This window comes from uncultured Nostoc sp. (genome assembly GCF_964245575.1).
Classification (GTDB): domain Bacteria; phylum Cyanobacteriota; class Cyanobacteriia; order Cyanobacteriales; family Nostocaceae; genus Nostoc.
Window position 1 is genome coordinate 1 of sequence record NZ_CAXTNP010000067.1, and the last position, 21,451, is coordinate 21,451.

Consider the following 21,451-nt stretch of genomic DNA (forward strand, 5'->3'; position numbering starts at 1 on the left):
AGTTGCAAACTGCTTAAACCGCAAGGGTTTCGGCTTTTCTTAGTGCCATTCCGTTCTGAGCAGGGACTTCTGGATTCCCTCGCCAAATTAGAAACGCTGTGGCAGCAGGTACAAGGGAACCCGAAACAAGATACAGTGCGCGATGTGGAATTTTCTCGTCGAGCTGCTACTCTCACGGCTGTAGCGCGATGGGCATATTTTAGCGCGTTACATCGCACAGAAACGCGCAGCGAACATATTCGCATGGACTATCCCGAAACCGATCCAAATCAGCGTTATTACCAAGCCACTGGCGGCTTAGAAAGACTTTGGGTGAGGCGTGATTGGATTCAAGATGCGTTGGCGCAGCCTCTCGTAGAGATCGCCTCTGGTGGGCGGAACGCCATCGCTACACCACCAACACTAAGCACTCAAACGACACTCTAATTATCAAAGTTGTAGTAGGAGCAGAATAATGATCGAGCTTGTCAGCCATAAACTCTGTATCAATTGCAATGTGTGCGTTCAAGTATGTCCTACTAATGTCTTTGACTCCGTACCCAACCAACCACCCGCGATCGCCCGACAGGAAGACTGTCAAACTTGTTTCATGTGTGAGGCATATTGTCCTGCGGATGCACTCTATGTTGCACCTGAATCTCATACCAATGTTGCAGTCGATGAGGATGATTTAATTGAAAGTGGCATCATGGGTGAATATCGTCGCATCTTGGGTTGGGGATATGGTAGAAAAAACAATAGTGAATTAGATACTGCTCATCAACTACGCCAACTGCCGCGCCCTTATCAAAGTTAATTTCAGTAGGATTGAGTCGATGGGGATAGTCCCCGTACCTCTTAGTTAAATCTGGACGTGCCGTTTTCGCTACATCCGGCGAGCGATGTTCAAGTGTTTCTGCCACGAGTTGCACGGTTTCACTCGCTGTTTTGATTGATTGATTGATTGTAAGACTGAGCTTGGCTTGCAGAATCCGGCGTTTTACCAGCCTCAGTCCTACGAAAGGCAAATACAAACTAAAATTTAAATTTCATCGTCAGCATTCTTTTTTCTGAGTGTGTAGCTCCTTGCCCTTTGGTGAGGGCATTTCTATTATTAGAACACTGTTCTCAAACTATTGATATTGGGCTGATATCCTTATAATTCCCAGCAAAATGATTTGAAAAAGCTTATCCTGTTTATCTTTGAATTGTGATGTTATCAGAGTTCTCATTAACTGGAAAAGTTGCCTTAGTAACTGGAGCAGGACAAGGTTTGGGACTAGAAATTGCCAGTACACTTGTAGCAGAACTTGAGGCTTTTGGAATTACAGTCAATGCAGTCGCTCCAGGCTTTTTTGCAACAGACAGTAATGCTGATGTAGTTGCTGATCCAGCAGTCACGGAATGGTTGAAATATAGAACTTCTCTCGCGCGTTGGGGATCTCCACAAGAAATTACAGGTGCCGTTGTGTTCTTCGCTTCTCCAGCCGGATCTTACATCACCGGACAGGTCTTAGCTGTTGATGGTGGCTACCTTTCCCATTTCTGATATCTAATGCAGTACAACCAGCTAACAATTCCCACACTCATGTCCCAATTCCAAAGATTCTAATGGCAAAAACACAGCTACTTTCTACTTTAAAACATAAAACTAATTTGTGAGTTAACTAGCGATGGAAAGGGACAAGCCGCTTTAAACGTTTACGCACACCTTGCCACGCCTATTCTACTATGTAGATAATCACCTCTGTAATCTGCTGTATTGTAAAAAACTTACTTATTGAAGGATGTTCCAGTTTCTAGTATCTAACCCAAGTTGCGGGTTATCGACTGAGGTGTGCTTGTCATCCCTCAATTTATGCGATGCCTGCGGCGGGCTACGCCTACGCGTACAACAAAGTGGCGGTGACGCGTAGCGTCACCGCACCTGAGAATTGATTGAGGATTCATTTACTTAAATGATTTTAAGTTCTATAAGTTACTTATTCTTTAAAAGCTTGTCGAAGAGTAAAAGAAAAAATAAATGCTTGTAGCTTAAGTAAAAACCCTTGGTACGTAACCGCATGAATGGATTTTGGGAAAAAACTAGTTATACCACTAAACACGGTTTCGATATAATGCCGAGTATGTTGTTTGATATATTGATTCCAAGGTGGGTCTTGATGCTTGGAATTCTTTTTCCTCATGACTTTCAAAGAAATTTGACTGGTTCGTTTTAAGTCATCCTGAACACTATAATCGGTGTAGGCTGAATCACCATAAACTTCACTACCAGGCGGCAGATTTAAAGGTAACGCATTTAACGCACGCACATCGCTGGCACTACCAGGCATAAACGCAAATTCCACTGCAATACCATTTTTCGTCCTTAATAACTGAACCCGAACACCATAAAAGTATCGTTTCTTCGATGCTATATAACCCGGAGGCGGAGCGTCTCCGGCTCCGCTCGATACTCCTCTGAGTTGATTAACTTGACATTAAAGATGCGGATATTGTCACAAATTGGTACAGGGAATGAGTCTAAAAGATATTCGGTACAATCACTAATTTTTTTGAAAATCATTCCCATTTGATGAAACAAATCATTAATCAGCATTGAGATACCGTGTATTCGTCGGTTAAATCGTGACTTTTCTAACATATTGGGTATCAAATTATGGTCTTTCAGATAGCTACAAACCTTGCTATGATTCCCATTAAAAAACATCGCCGCGCAGACTGCCGTTGTTATAATTTCTGCATCTTTCATATCTCGACGACAATTATCTTCATGCCCAACTGCCTTCTCTTCGAGACGCTACGCGAACAGCAAGTCATTGATGATAATAGACAGTAATTATTTCGTTTAGCATCTTCCCTTCCGTTTTTATTCCTGGAAGGGATTTTATTGCCTTTTTGACACTACTTCACCAATCTGATTTTGTAACTGGCAACTTGGGTTACTAGATTAACAACTCATAAAATGCTGCTTGTCTCCTTTACGGCAAGTAAATATCTCAATAAGCATAGCTTAGTTAAAATAAATGATATTAATCTAGCTGATATTGTACTTTTAGATGAGAATATGCTTTTGTCAGAAAGCTCTTCCTGTCTCAGACAGTTAGTTTAAGAATTCCATCAATTAGAGGAATTGTCTGTCGTTCGCAGTTCATTAAAGAAAACCCGAAAATTGTAATTGCTTATTCACATGATTTAGTAGTTGCTAACTATTGGTTTAATTCATCTCCACTTAAGGCAGCAGATATATTAGCTAAAGTCATTAATATGAAAACAACTCAAGTAAATCAGTTTTTTAATCCTGTATTTGGAAATCGTATCGACCCGACCCTCAAACCTCAATGGTCTTGGTTACTTAAAACTTTAAATCGCAGGTTAGAAGGAAAATATGGTATTTCACTATTTTATGTTGATTTTTAGATAGATGATTATTTTTTAAGACTTATTTACAACTTGCTGAATCTAGATTATCACTTTCATCAGGTTTCTTTTGTAAGTGAATTTTCCAGCAGGTATTTTGTAGAGGAACAGTTTAGCCGACACATGAAAGTTCTCTATAATAAATATGATCTATCGCTACAAGATGAAGATAGCAGTCATATAGCAATATCCAGTGTAGGATAAAATATAAAAGTGATAGACATAGTGGAATCTGGTAGGCGATCGCTCGAAGCAGTCCCAACAGAAAATCGTTTTACTGAAGACATGGTTGCAGAATTACCTACTCCTGTACAACGCTATTTTTTACATAGCATTGCACCAGGAACTGACGGGTAGAGGAACAAATTCTTATGTAATCACTGATTTAAATCAGCCTTGGGAACCTCAGATATTTGTACTTACTGTGGCAAATGCGTTAGTTTTACGCTTATGCCAGGCTCTGCAATTAACTAAATTTTTTCCACAATGGATATACTTATCTAGCTCACATTCCACAATTATACACTGGCCATCTGCAAAACTCCGTTGTGGACGATGACGTGGCAACTTTACTATCACTAACTTTTTACTGCTGGTAGATTCCTTTTTCAGCTTATCTGTTTTGCATACTAATTAAACAATTAGGGACTTTAGTGCTTAAAAAGTCAGGACTAAAGTTTTGACTACAAACTTATTGTCCCCTCATAAATAGTGTTCGAAAAATCACAACTCACTACTTAAAAGAGAGGCTTATGTCTCAAAAAATTATTATCAACCCAGTTACCCGCATTTAAGGGTAGTTGGGGAAGATGGAAATATTGTAAATTAAATTTGGCGAGAGTAAATTATTCATAATTCTGGATTTTGGATTCGTAATCTTATTTTCAAAAAACACATACACAAAAGTTATCTCGTAACATTTAATATTCATTCTTCTGTAATTTGCACTCCAAAATGCAAATCTACCAAGGGCGATAATGCTTACTGTTCAATAACAGAAGCATGAAGTTGTGAATACAAAACTTCTCATTTCTCCTGAAGAACTCACGTCAATCTTAGCAGAAAAGTCATCACGTACTGTCATTATCGATACGCGAAATCAAGAAGATTATGTTATTTCTCATATTCCTCAATCCATAAATATTAGAGATTTTTTCACCTATCTTTTAGAAAATTCCTCCCCAGCAGGATTAAAGGAACTGCAAGAGTATTTTGCAGAAATTATGAGCAGGGTAGGAATATCTGGTGTAGAACAGTTAATTGTTTATGAAGATGCTTTAAATAAAGGTTATGGTCAATCTTGTCGAGCAGCTTTCTTGCTAAAGTATTTGGGTTGCGCTCAGATATCTATTTTACATGGAGGATATAGAGCATGGCTCAAGGCAGAATTAGCTACTACCGATGAAGTACCAAAGCGTGAAAGCAGCATATTTAGATTGCATCCCAAGGCTGAAATCATGGTGACTACCACCGAGATGTTGCAAGCAATTGGCAATCCAGCAATTATTAAATTAGATGTGCGCGACAGTTCAGAATGGCTTGGGCTGAGTTCTTCTCCCTATAATCCTGATTTTTGTCCTCGCAAAGGTAGAATCCCTAATGCAGTATGGTTAGAATGGCATCGTCTGATGAATTCTGAATCAGAAATCCCCACGTTTCGATCGCCAGAAGAAATCCGAGAAATTTGTCAATCAATAGGTATTACTTCAGAGTCCATTGTGTACATTTACTGTTTTAAGGGTTCAAGGGCTGCTAATACATTAATAGCCCTTGAAGAGGCAGGAATTTCTGCTAGAAATTATTTTGGCTCTTGGAATGAATGGTCTCGTGACTTTTCATTACCCATTGATAGCAGAGTAATTAGCGTGTAAGCTTGCTGATAATTAGCGATGCCTACGGCGGGCTATACCTACGCACATCTTTTTTATATTTTAAAGTGTATTTGCCCTGCGTAATCGCAGGCGGGGTTTCGACTATACTTTAAAGAAGAAGATTAGGCATAGAATTCGTGCATTACAAGTACTGCAAATCTTCCCAGGAACTAATCCCTTTTATTTCTGAGGTTTATTGTTTAATCAAACATCAACATTTATCTGTTCTATCTGTCTAGCAGCTTTATCCCGGGAGCATCCCAATTTGGCAAAAATAAAAGAATCCAGACTATTGGCGATGCAGAGTCGATTGAAAGTAACTATGCCACCACCAGCCAAAAATTTTTAACTTCGTCACAAGTTACTCAGCTACAGCAGACTTTTAAGGAGAGTGAGTTACCACACGTAAGAGAAAGAATTTTAATTATTTTGCTCCAAAACGATGGCACGACACAACAATAAATTTCTAGATTTCTAGGTTGTTCCCCCAGAACTGTTGCATATTGGTGTATCCATGGAGATCCAAATAACCTAGAAACTTTACATAATAAACGAGGGTACAAGCATAACCGAAAAGCCACACCTGAATATATTGAACTGTTATTAAAAACAGTTGATAAAGAACCAATAGATTTTAATTATGAATTTGGCGATGCACGGCAGAGAGATTAGCAACATATTTAACAGAATAAATCAGACTAAGGGCAATAATAGCTCCATGTTCGTAGTAGTTTACAGTCTGAAAGCGTAAATCAACTATAACATACCCGAATTGTAAGAAAATATCTCCACCGCCTCCATGTCCTCCCTGCTGTTTCCCAATATAAAGTTCGGATCTAATAGAGCGATCTGCCTCAAGAGGTTGAAAAATTGGCGTTACTGCATCAATAATGTCAGCCTTGCGGATTTGCATTCCAGTCATCACACAAGTATGAGAAATTTGTTCAAAATATTTTCCTGAAGCACCTTGAGGATTTGGGATTCCCATGCGTATGAAATTTTTATCAGACGATTCATACTGCATGTTCAATCCTTGAGGATATAGTTTTCTTCTTAAAGATAAATTATTTTGCTAAACCAAGTAAAAATCAAAAATACTATATGATATGGCATAAAAATTCTGAAAAAATTAAGTATTACTTCGGACAACTATTGCAATTTGGCTAATTACAATTGTCATGGTGTAACTCAGCTCCCTGTCCTCAAATTTTAAAGACTTTTACTTAAGTTTAAAAAAATAACATGGAAAACAATATCGATTGGGAAAACAGGATACTTTCTGAAGATTTTCGAGTGTACGTAGGTGAGGCAGGTGTTATCAATTATGCGTTTCATGGCTACCAAAAGAAGATATTGCCTACAGTAAATCGTTATCAAGGTAAGGATGGAGGTTACATTGCCATTTACTCCCATAATACTATTTATGGAGTTTATAGCGTTGGAGAAGGCATTTATGTCATTGGACAAATTCGTTTACAAGGAAAATATATTGGCAGAATTTTTCATCCTCTGGGCTACGAAGGGCAAGAGATAAGTGCAGCAGAAGACGTTTAAGCAACTGGCAGACGAAACCTTCTCTGCTTGTCAGGGAGATTGTTGGGCAGGAGGAGATACAGGAGGGTGGTTTGGTATTCCCTAGAGTAATTGCTGTTGAAAAAAGCTCCTTTTACAAAGAGGCTTGTAGGCATCACCGTGCCAAAATAGTGTGCTGATGCGAAAGCTACCCTTACCTTTGCATCCAAATTATTAATTTTACTTATGTAAAAATTCATTGACAATTTTTACATAACTGTATCTAAAATTACAGTTTTTAGGCAACAATCAGAGATGTAGATATCCATCACAAAGCGATCGCATAACTTTTTGGTCTACTGAATTTACTATAAAAACGAACCCACATTGCTTGGCAGCCGTCGGCTGCCTGTCAAAAAACGTGGTATTCTCACGGAAGCAGAAAGAAGAATTACATTGTTATTCTCCTCTCTATGAAGCTCAAGCCTAAAATTAAAATTGCTGATCATTTTGCCGTGATAGAAGATCCACGAATAGATCGCACTCTCCGACACAAATTAATCAATATGATTAGCATCGCTATATGTGCTGTAATTTGTGGAGTAGGCGAGACGATCTGCACTTTGAACTGGCGCAAGATGTGAATATTTCCTCCTATTCAACCACTTCAATCATAGCTGATATACCTACTATCTGAGTCATATCTACTGCTTGTACCTCTTTTGAAATTATGTCAAGACTAGCGCGAGCCATTTCATTAAGGTCGCCGAGTAAACTCTCCATTACCTCTACTGGTTCATCTTCAGAAAGTCCCAAAGGAACACCTCTACCAACATTGCGACTCCGGGCAATATTGTGTAACCCCCTTAAAGCATTACGGACTGGTTTAACACTCGCCAGTACCAGCACTTCTAAGATGCCCGAAGGACCGCGCAGGTAGAATTTAAAATTGTCTTCTGGTTTTGGAACAGTAATCCTTTCTCCGGAAGAAACCAAAGCCGCATCTTCTGGAGCATCCCAGTCGCAGGGAAACAAGACAATCAAGTCTCCACTTGAGTCGATTAATACAATACAGATGTAGAGATTGCGGGTTTCATTATTTTCTACCTGAACCTGAATGTTTGTCCGTGCTTGGAACTGTACAGCCTGGATAAATTGCCTGCTTTGGAATTCTTGATTATCCCGACTAGAAACAATGTTAGCAGTTGCTGTATTATGCACGGATTGGATTATGGTAGTGACCTTTAGCGAAGACGATTCACCTGTAACCAGCATCTGCAAAATGCGCCCTGCCAATAAAGACTTGAAGCGTGTTCGCAGTCGCTGCTGTATAGACTCTTCTACTGATTCTCCGGCACGACCGAAAGAATCGGGTACGAGTTCTCGCCCTGCCGTAAACAAGCCGATAGCGCCTACAGGGGGTGGATCGGGAATGCGTTGCTGTTGGAGGTAACGAAAGTCGTCTTCTGTAATGCGCCCCAACAAGTAATGCACTACATCCTGTTGTGTTACTGGCACGACTTTTATCCGCCTCACTGTTTCGATTGCTCTTTCTGCTTGGGCTTTTTCTGCACCTAGAGACGAGTCTAACCCCACCTTCAAAGTCAAGTTAGTAGGTATTCCACGCACTCGTTCCCGCAATAAAACTCCTGGCTGAACAACATTAGGTGGGGTGTCTTGGACGACTTTGCCGTAGCCAACTAATCCCACACAGGATTGTTGTTCGATGAGTCCAATTTCCTGACCTTGGTTATCAATCAAGCTAAAAATCGACCCAGGTTGAAAACTTTCCAGAGTTTGAGAAGCCACCCCACCCAACCAAAATTCTATCTGGTCGTCCTTCAAATTCCGGATAACTCCCTCTGCACCAAGAGTGACCTGCTCGTTAAAGTAAAGGAGTTGTTTCTCATTGTTACTTTCCGGCTTAACTTCCAAGTTTGGGTCTTGAGTAATCTGCGATGATTTAGCAACATCGTGAGTACGCAGTGCTAAATTAATAAAGACTTTACCAACAGCGTCATTGCGAGTTTGTTGCCAAAGATAGCGAGTGAGCAGATAACTGAAGGCACCTGCACTAAAATCCCCAAAGGGAGCATCTGTGGCAAATTGCTCGTCTTTGGCAGCACTCAGCGCTACTCCGTTGGCAATACCCTGTTCTCGTCGTCGCTGAAACTCTTCTGGGGAGAGTTTGAGTTCTGTAAGCCACTGCTGCTGATACTCAAATTCTTCTGGACAGGCGTTAAAGTTCTCACCGCCAGCTGAACGAGCAGAGCGAATGACTAAATTGCCTCTGGTACCTCCTCCAGCGTGACAGCAATCCAAAATAACTGTCAGGTACTCAGTGCGGATCGCAGACATTAGTAAAAATAGTGTCCGTCCCATAATATCTCGCACTATATTATGGTTTTCTGTAGCGCTATCATATGGTACCAATGTACTGTTTAACCGACGATTATCAATGGGGTTGGGGTCAATCACTCGCGAACCGTGACCAGAGAAGTGAAAAACTACCACATCCCCAGGTTTAGCTTGTTGGATGAGATGTTCCTTGAAGGCAGCGAGTATATTGTTACGAGTGGCTTTTTGATCTTTTACTTCCCGAATGTCTTGAGGATTGAAGCCAAAGCGGTGGATCAGAAGCTCTCGTTGCATTTCCAGATCGGTGAGACAACCATTCAAAGAGCGGATACCAGGGGGATAGTTATTAATACCAATTAATAAAGCCAGTTTGCGAGAGGTATTCTGACTCAGCAGTTGACGGTAGGGATTTACCTGTTCGAGAAAGTCTTGCTGGTTTAAGCCAGGGGTAGCGAGGGGGAAAGTGTTAGATTGTGAGAGATTAGCACTTTGTATCATAATTTTTTCCTGTTAATTAGTTTAAAACGGTACCTTGGGTTTCTCCAATCAAGGTAAATGCTGCCCAATCTTTCGGAAGGGGATGGCGTTTCATTGTTTTGAGCATTGCTTGGCGTAGCGTTTGGGCTTTATTCGGATTGAGCTTGAGTTGGTGATAGAACTCTGTCATTAAATCAGCAGTAGGAGCATCAGGAATTGCCCACAGAGAGACAATAATGCTAGGGGTTCCAGCACTAATAAAGGAACGGGATAAACCAACAATGCCATCACTGGTGATTTCTCCTCGACCTGTATCGCAAGCACTGAGAACAACTAAAGAAGCATTAATTTCTAAGTCAAAAATTTCATCCGCAGTCAACAATCCGTCTTCTTTGCCATCCGATGCTAAGGCTAAGGCTCCAGGTAAGCTTTGCCCTGATTCATTTTGGAGTTGTCGGTAATCGAGCAATCCATGAGTTGCTAAATGGATAATATCTGCCTGAGGCATTTTGAATTTAATAGTTGACTCAATAGCTTGAGCGCCAATCAATGGATGGACATTAAGTACTTCGCCAATTGCCAATGCTTCTTTTTCTGCTCCAGGCAAACTCTTTAATTGTTCGGCTGGTTGTCCAATATTTAAAGAAACACACGGCATGACAGGATTGCCAACAATCAATATATTGGAGGTTTTTTCCGCTTGCGACTTCCGACTCTCAATTTCTTTTAGTTTCTTTTGAGTTAAGTCCAGCACTTGAATCGAAGGTGCAGTTAGAATTGTATGTTTTTCGACTAAGTATCTGCCTTGGTCATCTTGTAGTGCTGCAAAGGGAATCAAGAACAGTTCTTGATGCGGAATGAAGATAACGTGGGTGTTGGGGTCAGAAGGCAGAAGGTCGGCAATGGGTTTGATTAACAGGCTGTGGAGTTGTTGGAGGCGTTGTGTTTCGTCTGGTTCTGGTGCATCATAGACGATATCTAAGCTAGCACGACCTCTGACACCGATAGACTTGCGACTGTTGATAATAAGTTGTGCAAGTGAAATATCTTGTTGCTGCGACAAGGATTCTAAATCGCTGCGGCGAAATGTAATCTTACCAGTAGGTTCAATAACCCAAATAAAAATACTTTCTAATTTTTGGTTTCCACGCTTAATGATTGTATATTCAACCAGTGTGGAATTTTCCTTTTCAGCGATTTGTCGAATTTCCTGGATAGTCGGATTTTTAGCGATTTGTCGAATTTTCTGGATAGTGGGAGAAGTAATAGTTGTTTCAGCTAACTGCCCGTTTAACTTCCTGCTCAATAAATCCACAAGCGCCCTAGCTCGACTGCGTTCAGCAATTTCCAAGGCTGGTAAGGGTTTTTCTTGGTCAATAAGGACATCTAATAGTAAATTGTAAGTTCTAGCTTGCTGTTCAAAGATTGATATCCTAAAGTCGTCATGATCGCCCAAGCTTTCTCGTACAGACTCCCAAAGCTCAATTCCCTGGCGTAGTTTACTTTCTGCTTCTTCAATTTGATTTAAGTACAAATAAGTAAGTCCTATGTCTGTGAGAGTACTTGCTTTTCCAGAAAGTTCTTGGATCTCCTCCATAACTTGTAAACTCTGCTCAAAAGACTCTAGTGCTTTGGTATATTCACCGATTAAAAGATAAATACTTCCCCGAAAGCCAATAGAATTTCCTCTACCAATCTGATCCTGTAGTCTCTCTTTAAGCGTCAAACTCCTTTCGTTGTACTCCCACGCCCGATTTAAATTTCCTTGATAATAGTAAATCTCAGCTAAAGCTTGTAAGGCATTGGCTTGTCCCTGTTCTTCGCCTATATTCTCGGCAATTATTAAGCTTTCTTGGTAACATGTTTCCGCACGAGTTAAGTCCCCATTAACTATGTAATAGCCTCCCAAACCTTGCCGACTGCGTACCTGCAACCAGTGAGCAGTTTGATTATCTATCAAATTGGCGATCGCCAAACTCTGCTGGTAGTAATTTTTCGCTTTCTCTTTCTCCCTCTGACCTAAGGCATCGTAGCTTCTTCCTAGATCAAATAGAGTGTGAGCCTCTAAAAGGCGATTGTTTAAATTTTTGGCAATGGTCAAAATTTTATTGTTGCACTCTATCGCCTGGGCATAATTGCTCGTGAAATTATAAGAATCTTGCAAATGGTACAGAGCATCCACCTCTTTTTCGAGGTCGCCTGTTTCTTGGAAGATGATTTTAGCTCGCTCGTAACACCTAATTGCCTCAGGGAAATTCCTTGACTCACCACCAGCCGAATAATGAGCTTTTCCTATACAGGTTAGAGCAACTGCCTCTCCGTGACGATAGCCTATCTCAAGAGCGATTCTTGAACTCTTTGTGCAGATATCTATAGCTGTGCCTAAGCCCCAGTCATAGGGAGGATTATAAGAGTGTCCTAAAGTATTGAGAATATCTACAAGTAGTTTCTTACCAGCTTCGCCATCTATCTGTTCAGTGATCGCCAAACCCCGCTCGTAATTATTTCTTGCACTGTCTAAATCCCTCAAGCCTTGATAATCAAATCCTAGATGGAACATAGTTTCAGCCTCAAAAAGCCGATTTTCAAAGATTTGTGCGATCGCCAAAAGCTGGTGACCTGATTCTATCGCCTTGGCATAGTCATCTGTATAACGGTAAAAGAAACGTATATAGTACAGCAGCATCATTTCTATTTGCTGATAGCTTCTTTCCTTACAGATGGTCAAAAGCTGCTCATAGTACTTTATTGCCTTGGTAAACTCCTGACTTTCAAAGTTAGCATTTCTCAGAGTAATTAACAGATTAACAACAATTTTTATTAAGCGCTCAAAGGTCTGTATGTCGTTTTTTATTGCCAGATTTATTGCATAATCTAGCATTGTTTGTACTAACCCACCATCTATCAAGTTTTGGTTAGCTTTCAAAATAGCTGGTTCTTCACTGCTAAGACGGCTTAACAGCACTTCAATCAGATTCAGATAAGCTTGACGACGATTTTCATTCATAAAGTATACCTATAACAGTCACCAACACTAAGCACTACATTAGTCGGAAAAATTATTCAAAACTGGGGGAGCGTTAGGGTAGCGATCACAAAGTGCCAAGCCCAGTAACTTAAAAACTTTACCTAAACTAGCTTTAATTTTTTGTCACCGCGCCCATAGTATTAAGTCCCCCAGCTAAGGAAAGTTCCGACTTTACTGAAGAAAGGGAAGAATAATTTACATAGTCGCTACTTGTGTAATTAATTCATCTAATTCACTATCAATTTCATCTAAATTCTTGCGAATAGATGCCAAATCATGCAATTTATCTTCGACATTTTCCTGCCCTTTTTGCTTTTCTGACAGAATAGAATCTACCTGATCTCGAATATTTTGAATTTCCTGACCGAGTTCTTGATCAATAGCATCCTTAATCTTGCCTATTTGCTCGACAACAGAATTACTGAGTTCGTCGGCTCTTTGGTAACTGTCTGTACGAATTTGGTCGATAAATTTGTCAGTTACTGCTTTCTTAATTTTTTCATTAGTTGACTGAATTTTCAAAGCGCTTTGGGCAAGACCACCAATAATCATAACCGGAAGCATAGTAAGTGGATTGATAGCAAAGACATAAGTTACAGCTATTAAAGCTATTTGTGGAACTAAACTTTTCAGCATTTCTTTATAACCAAAAGCTGCTCCCATTACTCCTGAAATCGCATTTCCAAATAAAAAGCCTCCAGCTGTAGCAAGAACACGCTCAACTAAAGACACTTTAGCTTCTTCATATCTTATTGTATTTTGGAGAGTAGAAGTGCCAGTAATTAAATCACTGCGTAAATTTTCTATATTTCTAACAAATGCTTCTGCTATTCTGTCTAATTCAAGCATGAGCTTGTTTAATCGTTCATTCAAAAATGGTTGTAGTTCTGAAGATTGCCATGTCACAAATTCTATTTGTATCTTGTTAGTAAGATGGGTTTTAACTTCTTCGACTACTTTTTCTATTTGTCTAGTCATCGATTCTAATTTCCAAAAATTAACTGACTCTTGAATTTCATATTGTGTCATCCATTCTGTAATTTTTATATCAACTAATTCTTGATAAAATTGCCGTGCTTTTTGATGTATAAATGGCTTTGTATCAGCAATCAAGTTAGATACACGGGTGACTATTTGCTGGCGTTCTAATTCTAGTAGTCTCAATGGTTCTTGGGCAACTTTATATCGTTCTTCCAAAGTTTTTACATTAGTATGTAGGAGTTCTTCTCTCTCAGGAATTATTCGTCTTGCTTCACGAATTGCACCTTTGACTTCTTTGGCTGGTTGGATTATTTTGAGTCGTCCTTTTTGGTTAATAAGGAAATTTGCTAATTCTGTCTCTAGTTCAGGTACACCAGATTGATTCAATCGTTGCTCATCTGGTTCTAGACGACCTTCAAGGACACCAAGAGCATCAATAAAAAATATACTTTCTTTACCACGCTTGCTACGAAAAACTAGTTTGGAAAAAGCATGCTCTTTAATACTTTCTCTTTCTCTGTCTCTAATTTGCTTAATTCGATTGCAAATGAAGAAAATATCTTCATGTCCCATGCTAATCAAATTATTATCTATGAAATTAAGTTCACTTTGGGAACCGAGAACTTCACAAGAAAGGACAAACAGAACAGCATCAACAGTGGATAAGTAATCCATTGTGACTTTCTGGCGAATTTCATGCTCATTTAGTCCAGGAGAGTCAATAATCTCCACACCATCTTTACAAATTTCTAAAGGCCAGAGTAACTCTAACTTTTCGTAAGGGTTTTCTTTGATTTCACCTACGTTCTCTTTAATTACCACATACTCTTCGATTTGAGCAATGGGAATTTCCTTGGCTGGCTTTACTCCATTATCTGTAGAGTTAATGTAATGCAGTAAAGCACGTTTGGGATCTCCCCATTTTACCTCATTAATAATAGCGGTACAAGGCTTTGCATAAGCAGGCAAAACTTCAGCGCCTAGCATGGCATTAATAAAAGTGCTTTGACCGCGCTTGAATTCTCCTAAAACTAGTACTTTAAAGCTGTCTGCCTGAACACGAGTTTCCAATTTATGCAGTGTTTCTTCCCAACCTTTCATATCCAAGGAATCTAATACATTTAGCTGGCGCTGAATGAGAGCAACTAAAGCTTTCCGCCGTTGTTGAAACAAGTCAAACTGTTCGTGGGTAGTAGTCTGAATCATAATTAACCTCCAAAAAATTTCAGAATTTCAAACAGATGGAAACAGGAATTAATGGTTGGACGTTTCTACTGCTGCGAGGATTTATTGTTTCAAAGCAGAGGCTTTGTCAAGCATTTGTTGCCAAGGTTGTTCATCGGAGTCTGGATGACTTAGACTTACTTCAATCACAGCCGTTTTGGCTGATTGCCAGGTAAGTTGTTGGCGTTGGATATCTTCTGCTATTTGCTGGTATATCTTGCGTAGTCGTTCAGATATGCGATCGCAGTATTCGTTAAAAGCCTTGTCTATAGAAAGTTCTAATTTCTTCTATACTTGTTGTCGCTGTTCCTCTAATTGGTCACTGAGGAATTGTTCGCTGAGAATGGTTACACCTAGACTGAGAGCGATCGCCACCACCGCTGTTCCTCCTGTAAGATAACTACCAATTACGGCAACACCACCGCCAATTCTGGTTAACCAGCGGTAACGCTGAATCGGAGACGTTTCCAACTGTGGTAAGTTAGGCTTTATCTCTAGAGTTTCCTGTTTTTGACTTGGTTGCTGAGTCATTTGAGTAGAAAAAGTTCGAGATACTTCTGCTGTTAGCCAGTCAAAATCATCAGCAATTTCCTGAAGCAGGAATTCTTCGGATTTCTGTCCCAAAGAAAATAACTCTCGCCGCAGCCGCGAAGGTAACTCACGCTCCCACCAAGTTTTGGGATTATCTGTCTGACTCAATTCTTGGTTCAGTACTTCTATAAGTGTGCTTTTGCTACTGAAAATATTTTCCTTTAATGTTTGTCCGTGCTGAAGACGTCGCCGATCCAACTCTAAGCGAATTTGTTCCCATTGAAGTTCAGTAGTTCGGATTGCTGCTTTTGCCTTTCTTAGTGCCTGTTCGTGTTCAGCAGCACTCATTTTGGCAGATGCGATCGCCACAGAACCTATATCAATCAACTGAGTCAATATATCAATCAGTTGTCTTGCTACCTGCTGACTGCGCCATGCTTTGTGATTACCACCTTTGACCATTGCGGTAATTTGCGATCGCACTGCCTCTATTGCTTCGGTATCGTTCATATCTTTATCAACTGGATAAGATGGCAAAACTGGTATATCTGCGGAAATTTGGGCTATCCGTTCTCTAGTGACAGCTATTACTTCTTCTCGTTGTTCATGTTGAATAGTATCCAACTTAGATACAACGACTATAATCCGGGGAATATGCTTACCAATCACTTCTTGTTCGAGAAAGACAGCTTCCGTCATACTAAAGGGTAGCGTGGCACTAACTAGCAGTACTGTGGCATCGCACTGACTAAGTAAATCAAAAACAATAGCTGCACGAGTAGTATTGAGTTCTTCAATTCCTGGCGTATCAATCAATTCAGTATCCAGTGCTTCTAGCCAAGGATGAACTACGGTGAGCTGGACTTCAGCCAATACTTCCTGCTCTTTGCCGTCTGAGTCAGTTACTACCAAGTCGTTCCAAGAAGCAGCATCTATTGCTCGATGCACTTCTGGGCTACTGTCAAAACTAACTACCATGCTATCTTCTGTGCCAGGGGTAATAGTACTTAGAGTTGCTGTAGTTGGCAATGCTCCCGTTGGTAGCAGTTCCCGTTCCAAAAGTCGATTAAGCAAAGTACTTTTACCACGACTAAATTCACCAACAACAGCCAGTCGAAAACCAGGAAAACGCAAGCGTTCTGTGATGGTTTGCAATTGGGAAACTATCTCTGCAACAGAACATGATTCTGCCAAGAGCAAACACTGGTGTAACCAAGATTCAAGATTTTGGCTGAGATTCTGAGGATGTTGAAGTAATTCTCGATCAGTCGCCATAGAAAATTTTCCTATTATACAATCACTTGTTAATTAGAGAGTAAACAACTACAGCAAAATCAGGAGTCATAAGTCAGAAATAAAAAGGGTTTAGAGTCTGGCTTTTAGCTCTCATTTTTGTACTTTATTTACTTGCAATGTGCTGTAGTTTAAAATTAACTTTCGTCCTATAGAGGCTCATAACTTTCAATTCTTTTGCTTATTTGAAGCTTCTTTAACTCTTGCTTGAATCTTTTCCTGATGAAATCCTCCGACTTTTCTTTAGTATATGTAACATCTTTGCCTTCAATAATGGATTTAGTAATCTTACGTAAGAGGGCGCTAAAGCTAAAGCCAAGTGCAGCTGTGAGTGTGGCAGCATATTGTTGCATCGATAGTACTACCGACGATTGTTTCTATACCTGGAAAAAATTTTAAGTCATAAAGGTTCACCGATTTATTCGGGTTAGAGTAAAAATTGTATAATTCGGTAACAGGTTGACTGTGACCAACTTTTGCATCACTGATGCAAAAAATTGCATTAATCAATGAACTTTTACCGACTCCTGTTCGCCCAATAATCAGAATATTTGGCTTCATAAGATTATCGAACTCCTGTTTTACTTGTTTTTGAAAAAGGGTCGGAAAATTCTTAATCCAATCAGCAGAAAGATCCTGAGTCATAACGTAGTACTATCTCCAGTATCAAGAGTTACAGAACCAGTTATTATTATTGATTTCTTTGTTGAACTTTTTTTATGAAGCAGAAGTTTCGCTAGCTTCCTATACTCAATTTAGAGCGATCGCCATTAATTATCGATAGACTAAAGTTCCGGGAAAGTTCCGGTGAATTTATTTCTGTGGTAGAGTTTGCATAGAAACTCACATAGTAGCTTATGAACTTAGAGGAAGCGCTGGAAGTTGCTAATGAAGCAGTCTTTGTGGAAGTGGGAAGACGGCTTAGTAAAGTAGAAGTTGCTATCCTCAACGGCTCTTGGGATAATTTGACCTACGAGCAAATTGCTTCGGCAGCTAATTATTCGGTGGCATATATAAAGCGACATGCTGGTCCTGAGCTTTGGAAACTGCTTGCCGAAGTACTGGGCGAGAAGGTCAGTAAAAATAACTTTCGCTTTGCTCTAGAGCGCCGATGGCGCAGAGATTGGAGGGTAGAGAGAGCAGGGGTAACTCTGGAAAATTCAATCCAAAATTCAAAATCCAAAATTCAAAATCGATCAGACTGGGGAGAAGCGATTGATGTTTCTGTGTTTTATGGACGCACGGCAGAACTGAATAGATTAGAACAGTGGATAATCAAAGACCGTTGCCGATTGGTAGCAGTGTTGGGAATGGGGGGAATTGGGAAAACCTCTCTGGCTGCTAAACTAGCCCAACAAGTTCAGGGGCAGTTTCAGTACTTGATCTGGCGATCGCTCTACAATGCTCCACCACTTTTGGAGCTTTTGGCTAACTTAATTCAATTTTTCTCCGACTCTCAAGTTTTAGAAACTGATTTACCAAACAGCTTAGACGGCAGAATCTCCCAACTAATTGATTATTTACGTTCTTGGCGCTGTCTGATTATCCTTGATAATGCTGAAACCCTTTTACAAAGTGGGGCGATCGCTGGTAACTATCGAGAAGGCTATGAAGAATATGCTCAACTGATTAGATTAATAGGAGAAGTTAACCATATTAGTTGTCTAGTACTAACTTCACGGGAAAAACCAAAAGATGTAGCCTTCCTTGAAGGACAAGCACTACCGATTCACTCATTACAACTGAGTAGTTTAGATGTGGTGGATGGTCAAAAAATCTTTGCTCTCAAGGGGTTGTCTGGTTCTGAGTCAGAATTGAGAACAGTAGTTGAACGCTATGCAGGTAACGCCTTAGCCTTAAAAATAGTAGCGACAACAATTCAAGATGTTTTTAATGGTAATATTTCTGAATTTTTTAAACAAAATACAGCTATTTTCGGTAACATACGCGAACTTTTAGAGCAACAATTCTCGCGGTTATCAAATTCAGAAAAAAATATAATGTACTGGCTGGCAATTAATCGTGAGCCAGTTTCACTATCAGAGTTGCAAGCTGATATTGTATCACTTTTACAACCACAAAAATTATTAGAAGCTCTGGAATCTTTACTGAGGCGATCTCTAATCGAGAAGGCTACGCCTACGCTTGCTGCCAAAAGCTCTGGACTTTTTACTTTACAACCTGTAGTTATGGAGTACATAAATGATGAGTTAATACAACATATATGGGAAGAAATTACTAAACTTAATTTTGATTTATTCAAAAATCATGCTTTGATAAAAGCTACAGCAAAAGACTATATTAAAAGAATTCAAATTCGTCTGATTCTTCAACCTATTATAGAGGGACTGCTAACTATTTTTAGAAGTAAAAAAGACCTGGAAAACCAACTTAAAGAAATTTTATCAACTCTGCGTGAGACATCCACCCAAGACCAAAGTTATGCTGCTGGAAATGTCTTAAATATACTTTGTTATCTCAAGACAGATCTAAGTAACTATAATTTTTCGCATCTCACAATTCGACAAACAGATATACGAAATGTGAATTTGCACAATGTAAATTTCCAAAACGCTAATTTAGCTCAATCTGTATTTGCGGAAACTTTCGGTGGTGTTTTGTCATTGGCATTTAGCCCCAATCAAAAATTTTTAGCGATTGGGGATATGAATAGTGAGATTCGCTTGTACCAAGTTAGTGATTGGAGACAGCTAAAAATCTTTAGAGGTCATACTGATTGGGTATCAGCAATTGCCTTTAATCATGACAGTAGTATCCTTGCCAGTGGCAGTGAAGACCAAACAATCAAGCTTTGGAATGTCACAACTGGTGAATGTCTCAATACCTTGCAGGGACATGAACAAGGAATTTGGTCACTCCTGTTTACTTCAGATGCGAAAGTATTGGTCAGTAGCAGTGATGACAAAACTGTAAAAATATGGGATGTGAATACTGGTCAGTGCTTGAAAACTTTGCAAGGACATCAAAATATGGTAAGGGCAGTCGTTTTGACTCCTGACAATAAAGTGTTAGTTAGCGGTAGCGTGGACAAAACACTGAAGCTGTGGGATGTTAGCACTGGTCAATGCTTAAGAACTTTGCAAGAACATGATGAAGGGATTTGGTCAGTTGCCATCAGTCCAAATGGATGGATACTTGCTAGTGGTAGTGGCGATGGAGCAGTAAAGTTATGGGATATTAATACTGGTGAATGTTTGACGACCTTGCAGGGGCACTCTGATTGGGTGATGTCACTTGCATTTTGTCGAGATGGGCAAACCCTGGCAAGTGGTAGTTGGGATCATACAGTGAAGCTGTGGAATGTCAGTAGTGGTGAGTGCCTGAAAACTTTGCTAGAACATAATAGTATGATCCGAGCAGTTATCTTTAGTCCTGATGGTCAAATCTTGGCAAGTGGCAGTAATGACCAAACTTTGAAACTGTGGGAAGTTGCTACTGGTCAATGTTTAAAAACTATGCAGGGATATGGTAATCGCATCTGGTCAATTGCCCTCAGTCCTGATGGTCAAATGCTGGCTAGTAGTAGTAATAAAACGGTGAAATTGTGGGACATCAACACTGGCGAATGCTTCGCAACACTCATCGGACATAGCAATGAGGTCAGGTCAGTGGCATGGATTCCTGAAGGTGGTGTTGTCGCCAGTGGCAGTGAAGACAAAACGATCAAGATATGGGATATTAAGACTTGTAAATGTCGACAAACTTTGCCAGGACACTCGAATTGGATTTGGGCAATTGCTTTTAGTGCAGACGGTTGTACCTTGGCTAGTGGTAGTCATGACCATACAGTGAAATTATGGGATGTCCAGACAGGGCAATGCCTGAAAACTTTACATGCACAAAACCACGGAGTTTTGTCAGTGACGTTCAGTCCTGATGGTCTAACTTTAGCTAGTGGTGGTCATGACCATACAGTAAAGATATGGGAAATCAATACTGGTAAATGTCTGCAAACTTTGCCAGGACATAGAGGTTGGGTGTGGTCAATTGCCTTTAGCCCCGATGGACAAATTCTTAGTAGTGGTAGTGGAGATCACGTAATCAAGATATGGGAAGTCAAGACTGGTGAATGCCTGAAAACTTTGCCAGGACATACAGGGTGGGTGCGATCGCTCGCTTTTCATCCAGATGGAAAAATTCTCAGCAGCGGTAGTACGGATCAAACTGTGAAGTTATGGGATGTGAAAACTGGTGAATGCCTCAAAACTTTACAGCAACCAACTCAAGCAGTTTTATCAGTTACTTTTAGTCCTGAGGGGCATACTCTAATCAGTAGCGGTGAAGATGAGACGCTGAAGATTTGGAATATCTTGACTGGTGTTTGTATAAGAAGTTTGAGAAGTAAAAGACTTTATGAAGGTATGAAGATCGCCGGGGTTACTGGGTTAACTGAAGCGACCCTTACTACTCTTAAAACTCTAGGGGCGATTGAAACTGAACTGCACATTAGCAAAAATGAGCGAGTATCCCAACCCTCCCCTTGGCAAGGGGAGGGTGGCTGAATGAGGTGGGGCAGGGCAAACGCATCTAAATATTGACGAGTCTGAATCAGAGTGAGATTTAGCGAAACCCTTATTAAATAAGAATTTCAGTAAATTAAATTCTCACTTACATAGTAATAATAATCATCCATCAATTTTTCCAATTATCTATGTCATTTTGGAATCTCTCTTAGTTTTTATTAGTAAATAATCCCTCTTCTGTCACTCTCCGAAAACATTTGCCATTTGTGAATTCTAGAGCTTTTATCTACCAA

14 protein-coding genes and 3 pseudogenes are annotated in these 21,451 nt (G+C 40.0%); 10 read left to right on the forward strand and 7 right to left on the reverse strand.

What is annotated here, in order from left to right; genetic code table 11:
- From ACFFAP_RS13040 to ACFFAP_RS13050, 3 genes and pseudogenes are all read left to right on the forward strand, one after another.
- Window positions 1–426 (forward strand): annotated as a pseudogene (locus ACFFAP_RS13040) (hypothetical protein); the annotation flags it as partial.
- A 28-nt stretch (window positions 427–454) separates the two neighbouring features.
- The gene (locus tag ACFFAP_RS13045; RefSeq protein WP_375511618.1) at window positions 455–796 is read left to right on the forward strand and encodes a 4Fe-4S binding protein; all 342 of its coding nucleotides are present in this window, start codon (window positions 455–457) and stop codon (window positions 794–796) included.
- Window positions 797–1,192: 396 nt separating this feature from the next.
- Entirely contained in the window at window positions 1,193–1,528 is a 336-nt protein-coding gene (locus tag ACFFAP_RS13050; protein WP_375511619.1) for an SDR family oxidoreductase, read from the forward strand.
- A 433-nt stretch (window positions 1,529–1,961) separates the two neighbouring features.
- On the opposite strand, the gene ACFFAP_RS13055 is transcribed toward ACFFAP_RS13050, so the two are convergent.
- Window positions 1,962–2,396 carry a transposase gene (locus ACFFAP_RS13055; protein ID WP_375511637.1) on the reverse strand — a complete coding sequence of 145 codons (435 nt, stop codon included), beginning with the start codon at window positions 2,394–2,396 and terminating at the stop codon, window positions 1,962–1,964.
- A complete protein-coding gene (locus ACFFAP_RS13060; protein WP_375511620.1) occupies window positions 2,393–2,731 on the reverse strand; it encodes a hypothetical protein in 339 nt (112 codons plus the stop codon). The genes ACFFAP_RS13055 and ACFFAP_RS13060 overlap by 4 nt, the downstream gene beginning before the upstream one ends.
- 881 nt (window positions 2,732–3,612) lie before the next feature.
- On the opposite strand from ACFFAP_RS13060, the gene ACFFAP_RS13065 reads away from it, so the two are divergent.
- From ACFFAP_RS13065 to ACFFAP_RS13085, 5 genes and pseudogenes are all read left to right on the forward strand, one after another.
- Window positions 3,613–3,756, forward strand: coding sequence for a hypothetical protein (locus tag ACFFAP_RS13065; RefSeq protein WP_375511638.1), 144 nt, complete (start codon window positions 3,613–3,615; stop codon window positions 3,754–3,756).
- A gap of 653 nt (window positions 3,757–4,409) precedes the next feature.
- A complete protein-coding gene (locus ACFFAP_RS13070; RefSeq protein ID WP_375511621.1) occupies window positions 4,410–5,270 on the forward strand; it encodes a sulfurtransferase in 861 nt (286 codons plus the stop codon).
- 322 nt (window positions 5,271–5,592) lie between these two features.
- Window positions 5,593–5,959: pseudogene (locus ACFFAP_RS13075) on the forward strand (transposase); the annotation flags it as partial.
- 553 nt (window positions 5,960–6,512) lie between these two features.
- Window positions 6,513–6,824 (forward strand): hypothetical protein, encoded by a 312-nt coding sequence (locus tag ACFFAP_RS13080; RefSeq protein ID WP_375511622.1) that lies wholly within the window; start codon window positions 6,513–6,515, stop codon window positions 6,822–6,824.
- 431 nt (window positions 6,825–7,255) lie between these two features.
- Window positions 7,256–7,387: pseudogene (locus ACFFAP_RS13085) on the forward strand (transposase family protein); the annotation flags it as partial.
- Between the two features lie 49 nt (window positions 7,388–7,436).
- Here the strand turns inward: ACFFAP_RS13085 and ACFFAP_RS13090 are convergent.
- From ACFFAP_RS13090 to ACFFAP_RS13100, 3 genes are all read right to left on the reverse strand, one after another.
- Window positions 7,437–9,638: a caspase family protein gene (locus ACFFAP_RS13090; protein WP_375511623.1), complete on the reverse strand. Its 2,202-nt coding sequence runs from the start codon at window positions 9,636–9,638 to the stop codon at window positions 7,437–7,439.
- A 16-nt stretch (window positions 9,639–9,654) separates the two neighbouring features.
- On the reverse strand, window positions 9,655–12,624 hold the full coding sequence (locus tag ACFFAP_RS13095) for a CHAT domain-containing protein (RefSeq protein ID WP_375511624.1): 2,970 nt from the start codon (window positions 12,622–12,624) through the stop codon (window positions 9,655–9,657).
- A gap of 216 nt (window positions 12,625–12,840) precedes the next feature.
- Window positions 12,841–14,832, reverse strand: coding sequence for a dynamin family protein (locus tag ACFFAP_RS13100; protein ID WP_375511625.1), 1,992 nt, complete (start codon window positions 14,830–14,832; stop codon window positions 12,841–12,843).
- A gap of 35 nt (window positions 14,833–14,867) precedes the next feature.
- Here ACFFAP_RS13100 and ACFFAP_RS13105 point away from each other — a divergent pair, with 35 nt between their 5' ends.
- Window positions 14,868–15,026 (forward strand): hypothetical protein, encoded by a 159-nt coding sequence (locus tag ACFFAP_RS13105; RefSeq protein WP_375511626.1) that lies wholly within the window; start codon window positions 14,868–14,870, stop codon window positions 15,024–15,026.
- A 112-nt stretch (window positions 15,027–15,138) separates the two neighbouring features.
- Here ACFFAP_RS13105 and ACFFAP_RS13110 read toward each other — a convergent pair whose 3' ends face one another.
- Window positions 15,139–16,656, reverse strand: a complete 1,518-nt coding sequence (locus ACFFAP_RS13110; RefSeq protein WP_375511627.1) for a dynamin family protein — start codon at window positions 16,654–16,656, stop codon at window positions 15,139–15,141.
- 327 nt (window positions 16,657–16,983) lie between these two features.
- Entirely contained in the window at window positions 16,984–17,319 is a 336-nt protein-coding gene (locus tag ACFFAP_RS13115) for a GTPase (protein WP_375511628.1), read from the reverse strand.
- A gap of 212 nt (window positions 17,320–17,531) precedes the next feature.
- Between ACFFAP_RS13115 and ACFFAP_RS13120 the strand changes: the two genes are divergently transcribed.
- The gene (locus ACFFAP_RS13120; protein WP_375511629.1) at window positions 17,532–21,197 is read left to right on the forward strand and encodes an NB-ARC domain-containing protein; all 3,666 of its coding nucleotides are present in this window, start codon (window positions 17,532–17,534) and stop codon (window positions 21,195–21,197) included.
- The last annotated feature ends 254 nt before the right edge of the window (window positions 21,198–21,451 follow it).

Coding starts and splice junctions, on each gene's coding strand:
- ACFFAP_RS13045 (WP_375511618.1), top strand. CDS start 455: ATGATCGAGCTTGTCAGCCATAAACTCTGTATCAATTGCAATGTGTGC.
- ACFFAP_RS13050 (WP_375511619.1), top strand. CDS start 1,193: ATGTTATCAGAGTTCTCATTAACTGGAAAAGTTGCCTTAGTAACTGGA.
- ACFFAP_RS13060 (WP_375511620.1), bottom strand. CDS start 2,731: ATGAAAGATGCAGAAATTATAACAACGGCAGTCTGCGCGGCGATGTTT.
- ACFFAP_RS13080 (WP_375511622.1), top strand. CDS start 6,513: ATGGAAAACAATATCGATTGGGAAAACAGGATACTTTCTGAAGATTTT.
- ACFFAP_RS13090 (WP_375511623.1), bottom strand. CDS start 9,638: ATGATACAAAGTGCTAATCTCTCACAATCTAACACTTTCCCCCTCGCT.
- ACFFAP_RS13095 (WP_375511624.1), bottom strand. CDS start 12,624: ATGAATGAAAATCGTCGTCAAGCTTATCTGAATCTGATTGAAGTGCTG.
- ACFFAP_RS13100 (WP_375511625.1), bottom strand. CDS start 14,832: ATGATTCAGACTACTACCCACGAACAGTTTGACTTGTTTCAACAACGG.
- ACFFAP_RS13105 (WP_375511626.1), top strand. CDS start 14,868: ATGGAAACAGGAATTAATGGTTGGACGTTTCTACTGCTGCGAGGATTT.
- ACFFAP_RS13110 (WP_375511627.1), bottom strand. CDS start 16,656: ATGGCGACTGATCGAGAATTACTTCAACATCCTCAGAATCTCAGCCAA.
- ACFFAP_RS13115 (WP_375511628.1), bottom strand. CDS start 17,319: ATGACTCAGGATCTTTCTGCTGATTGGATTAAGAATTTTCCGACCCTT.
- ACFFAP_RS13120 (WP_375511629.1), top strand. CDS start 17,532: ATGAACTTAGAGGAAGCGCTGGAAGTTGCTAATGAAGCAGTCTTTGTG.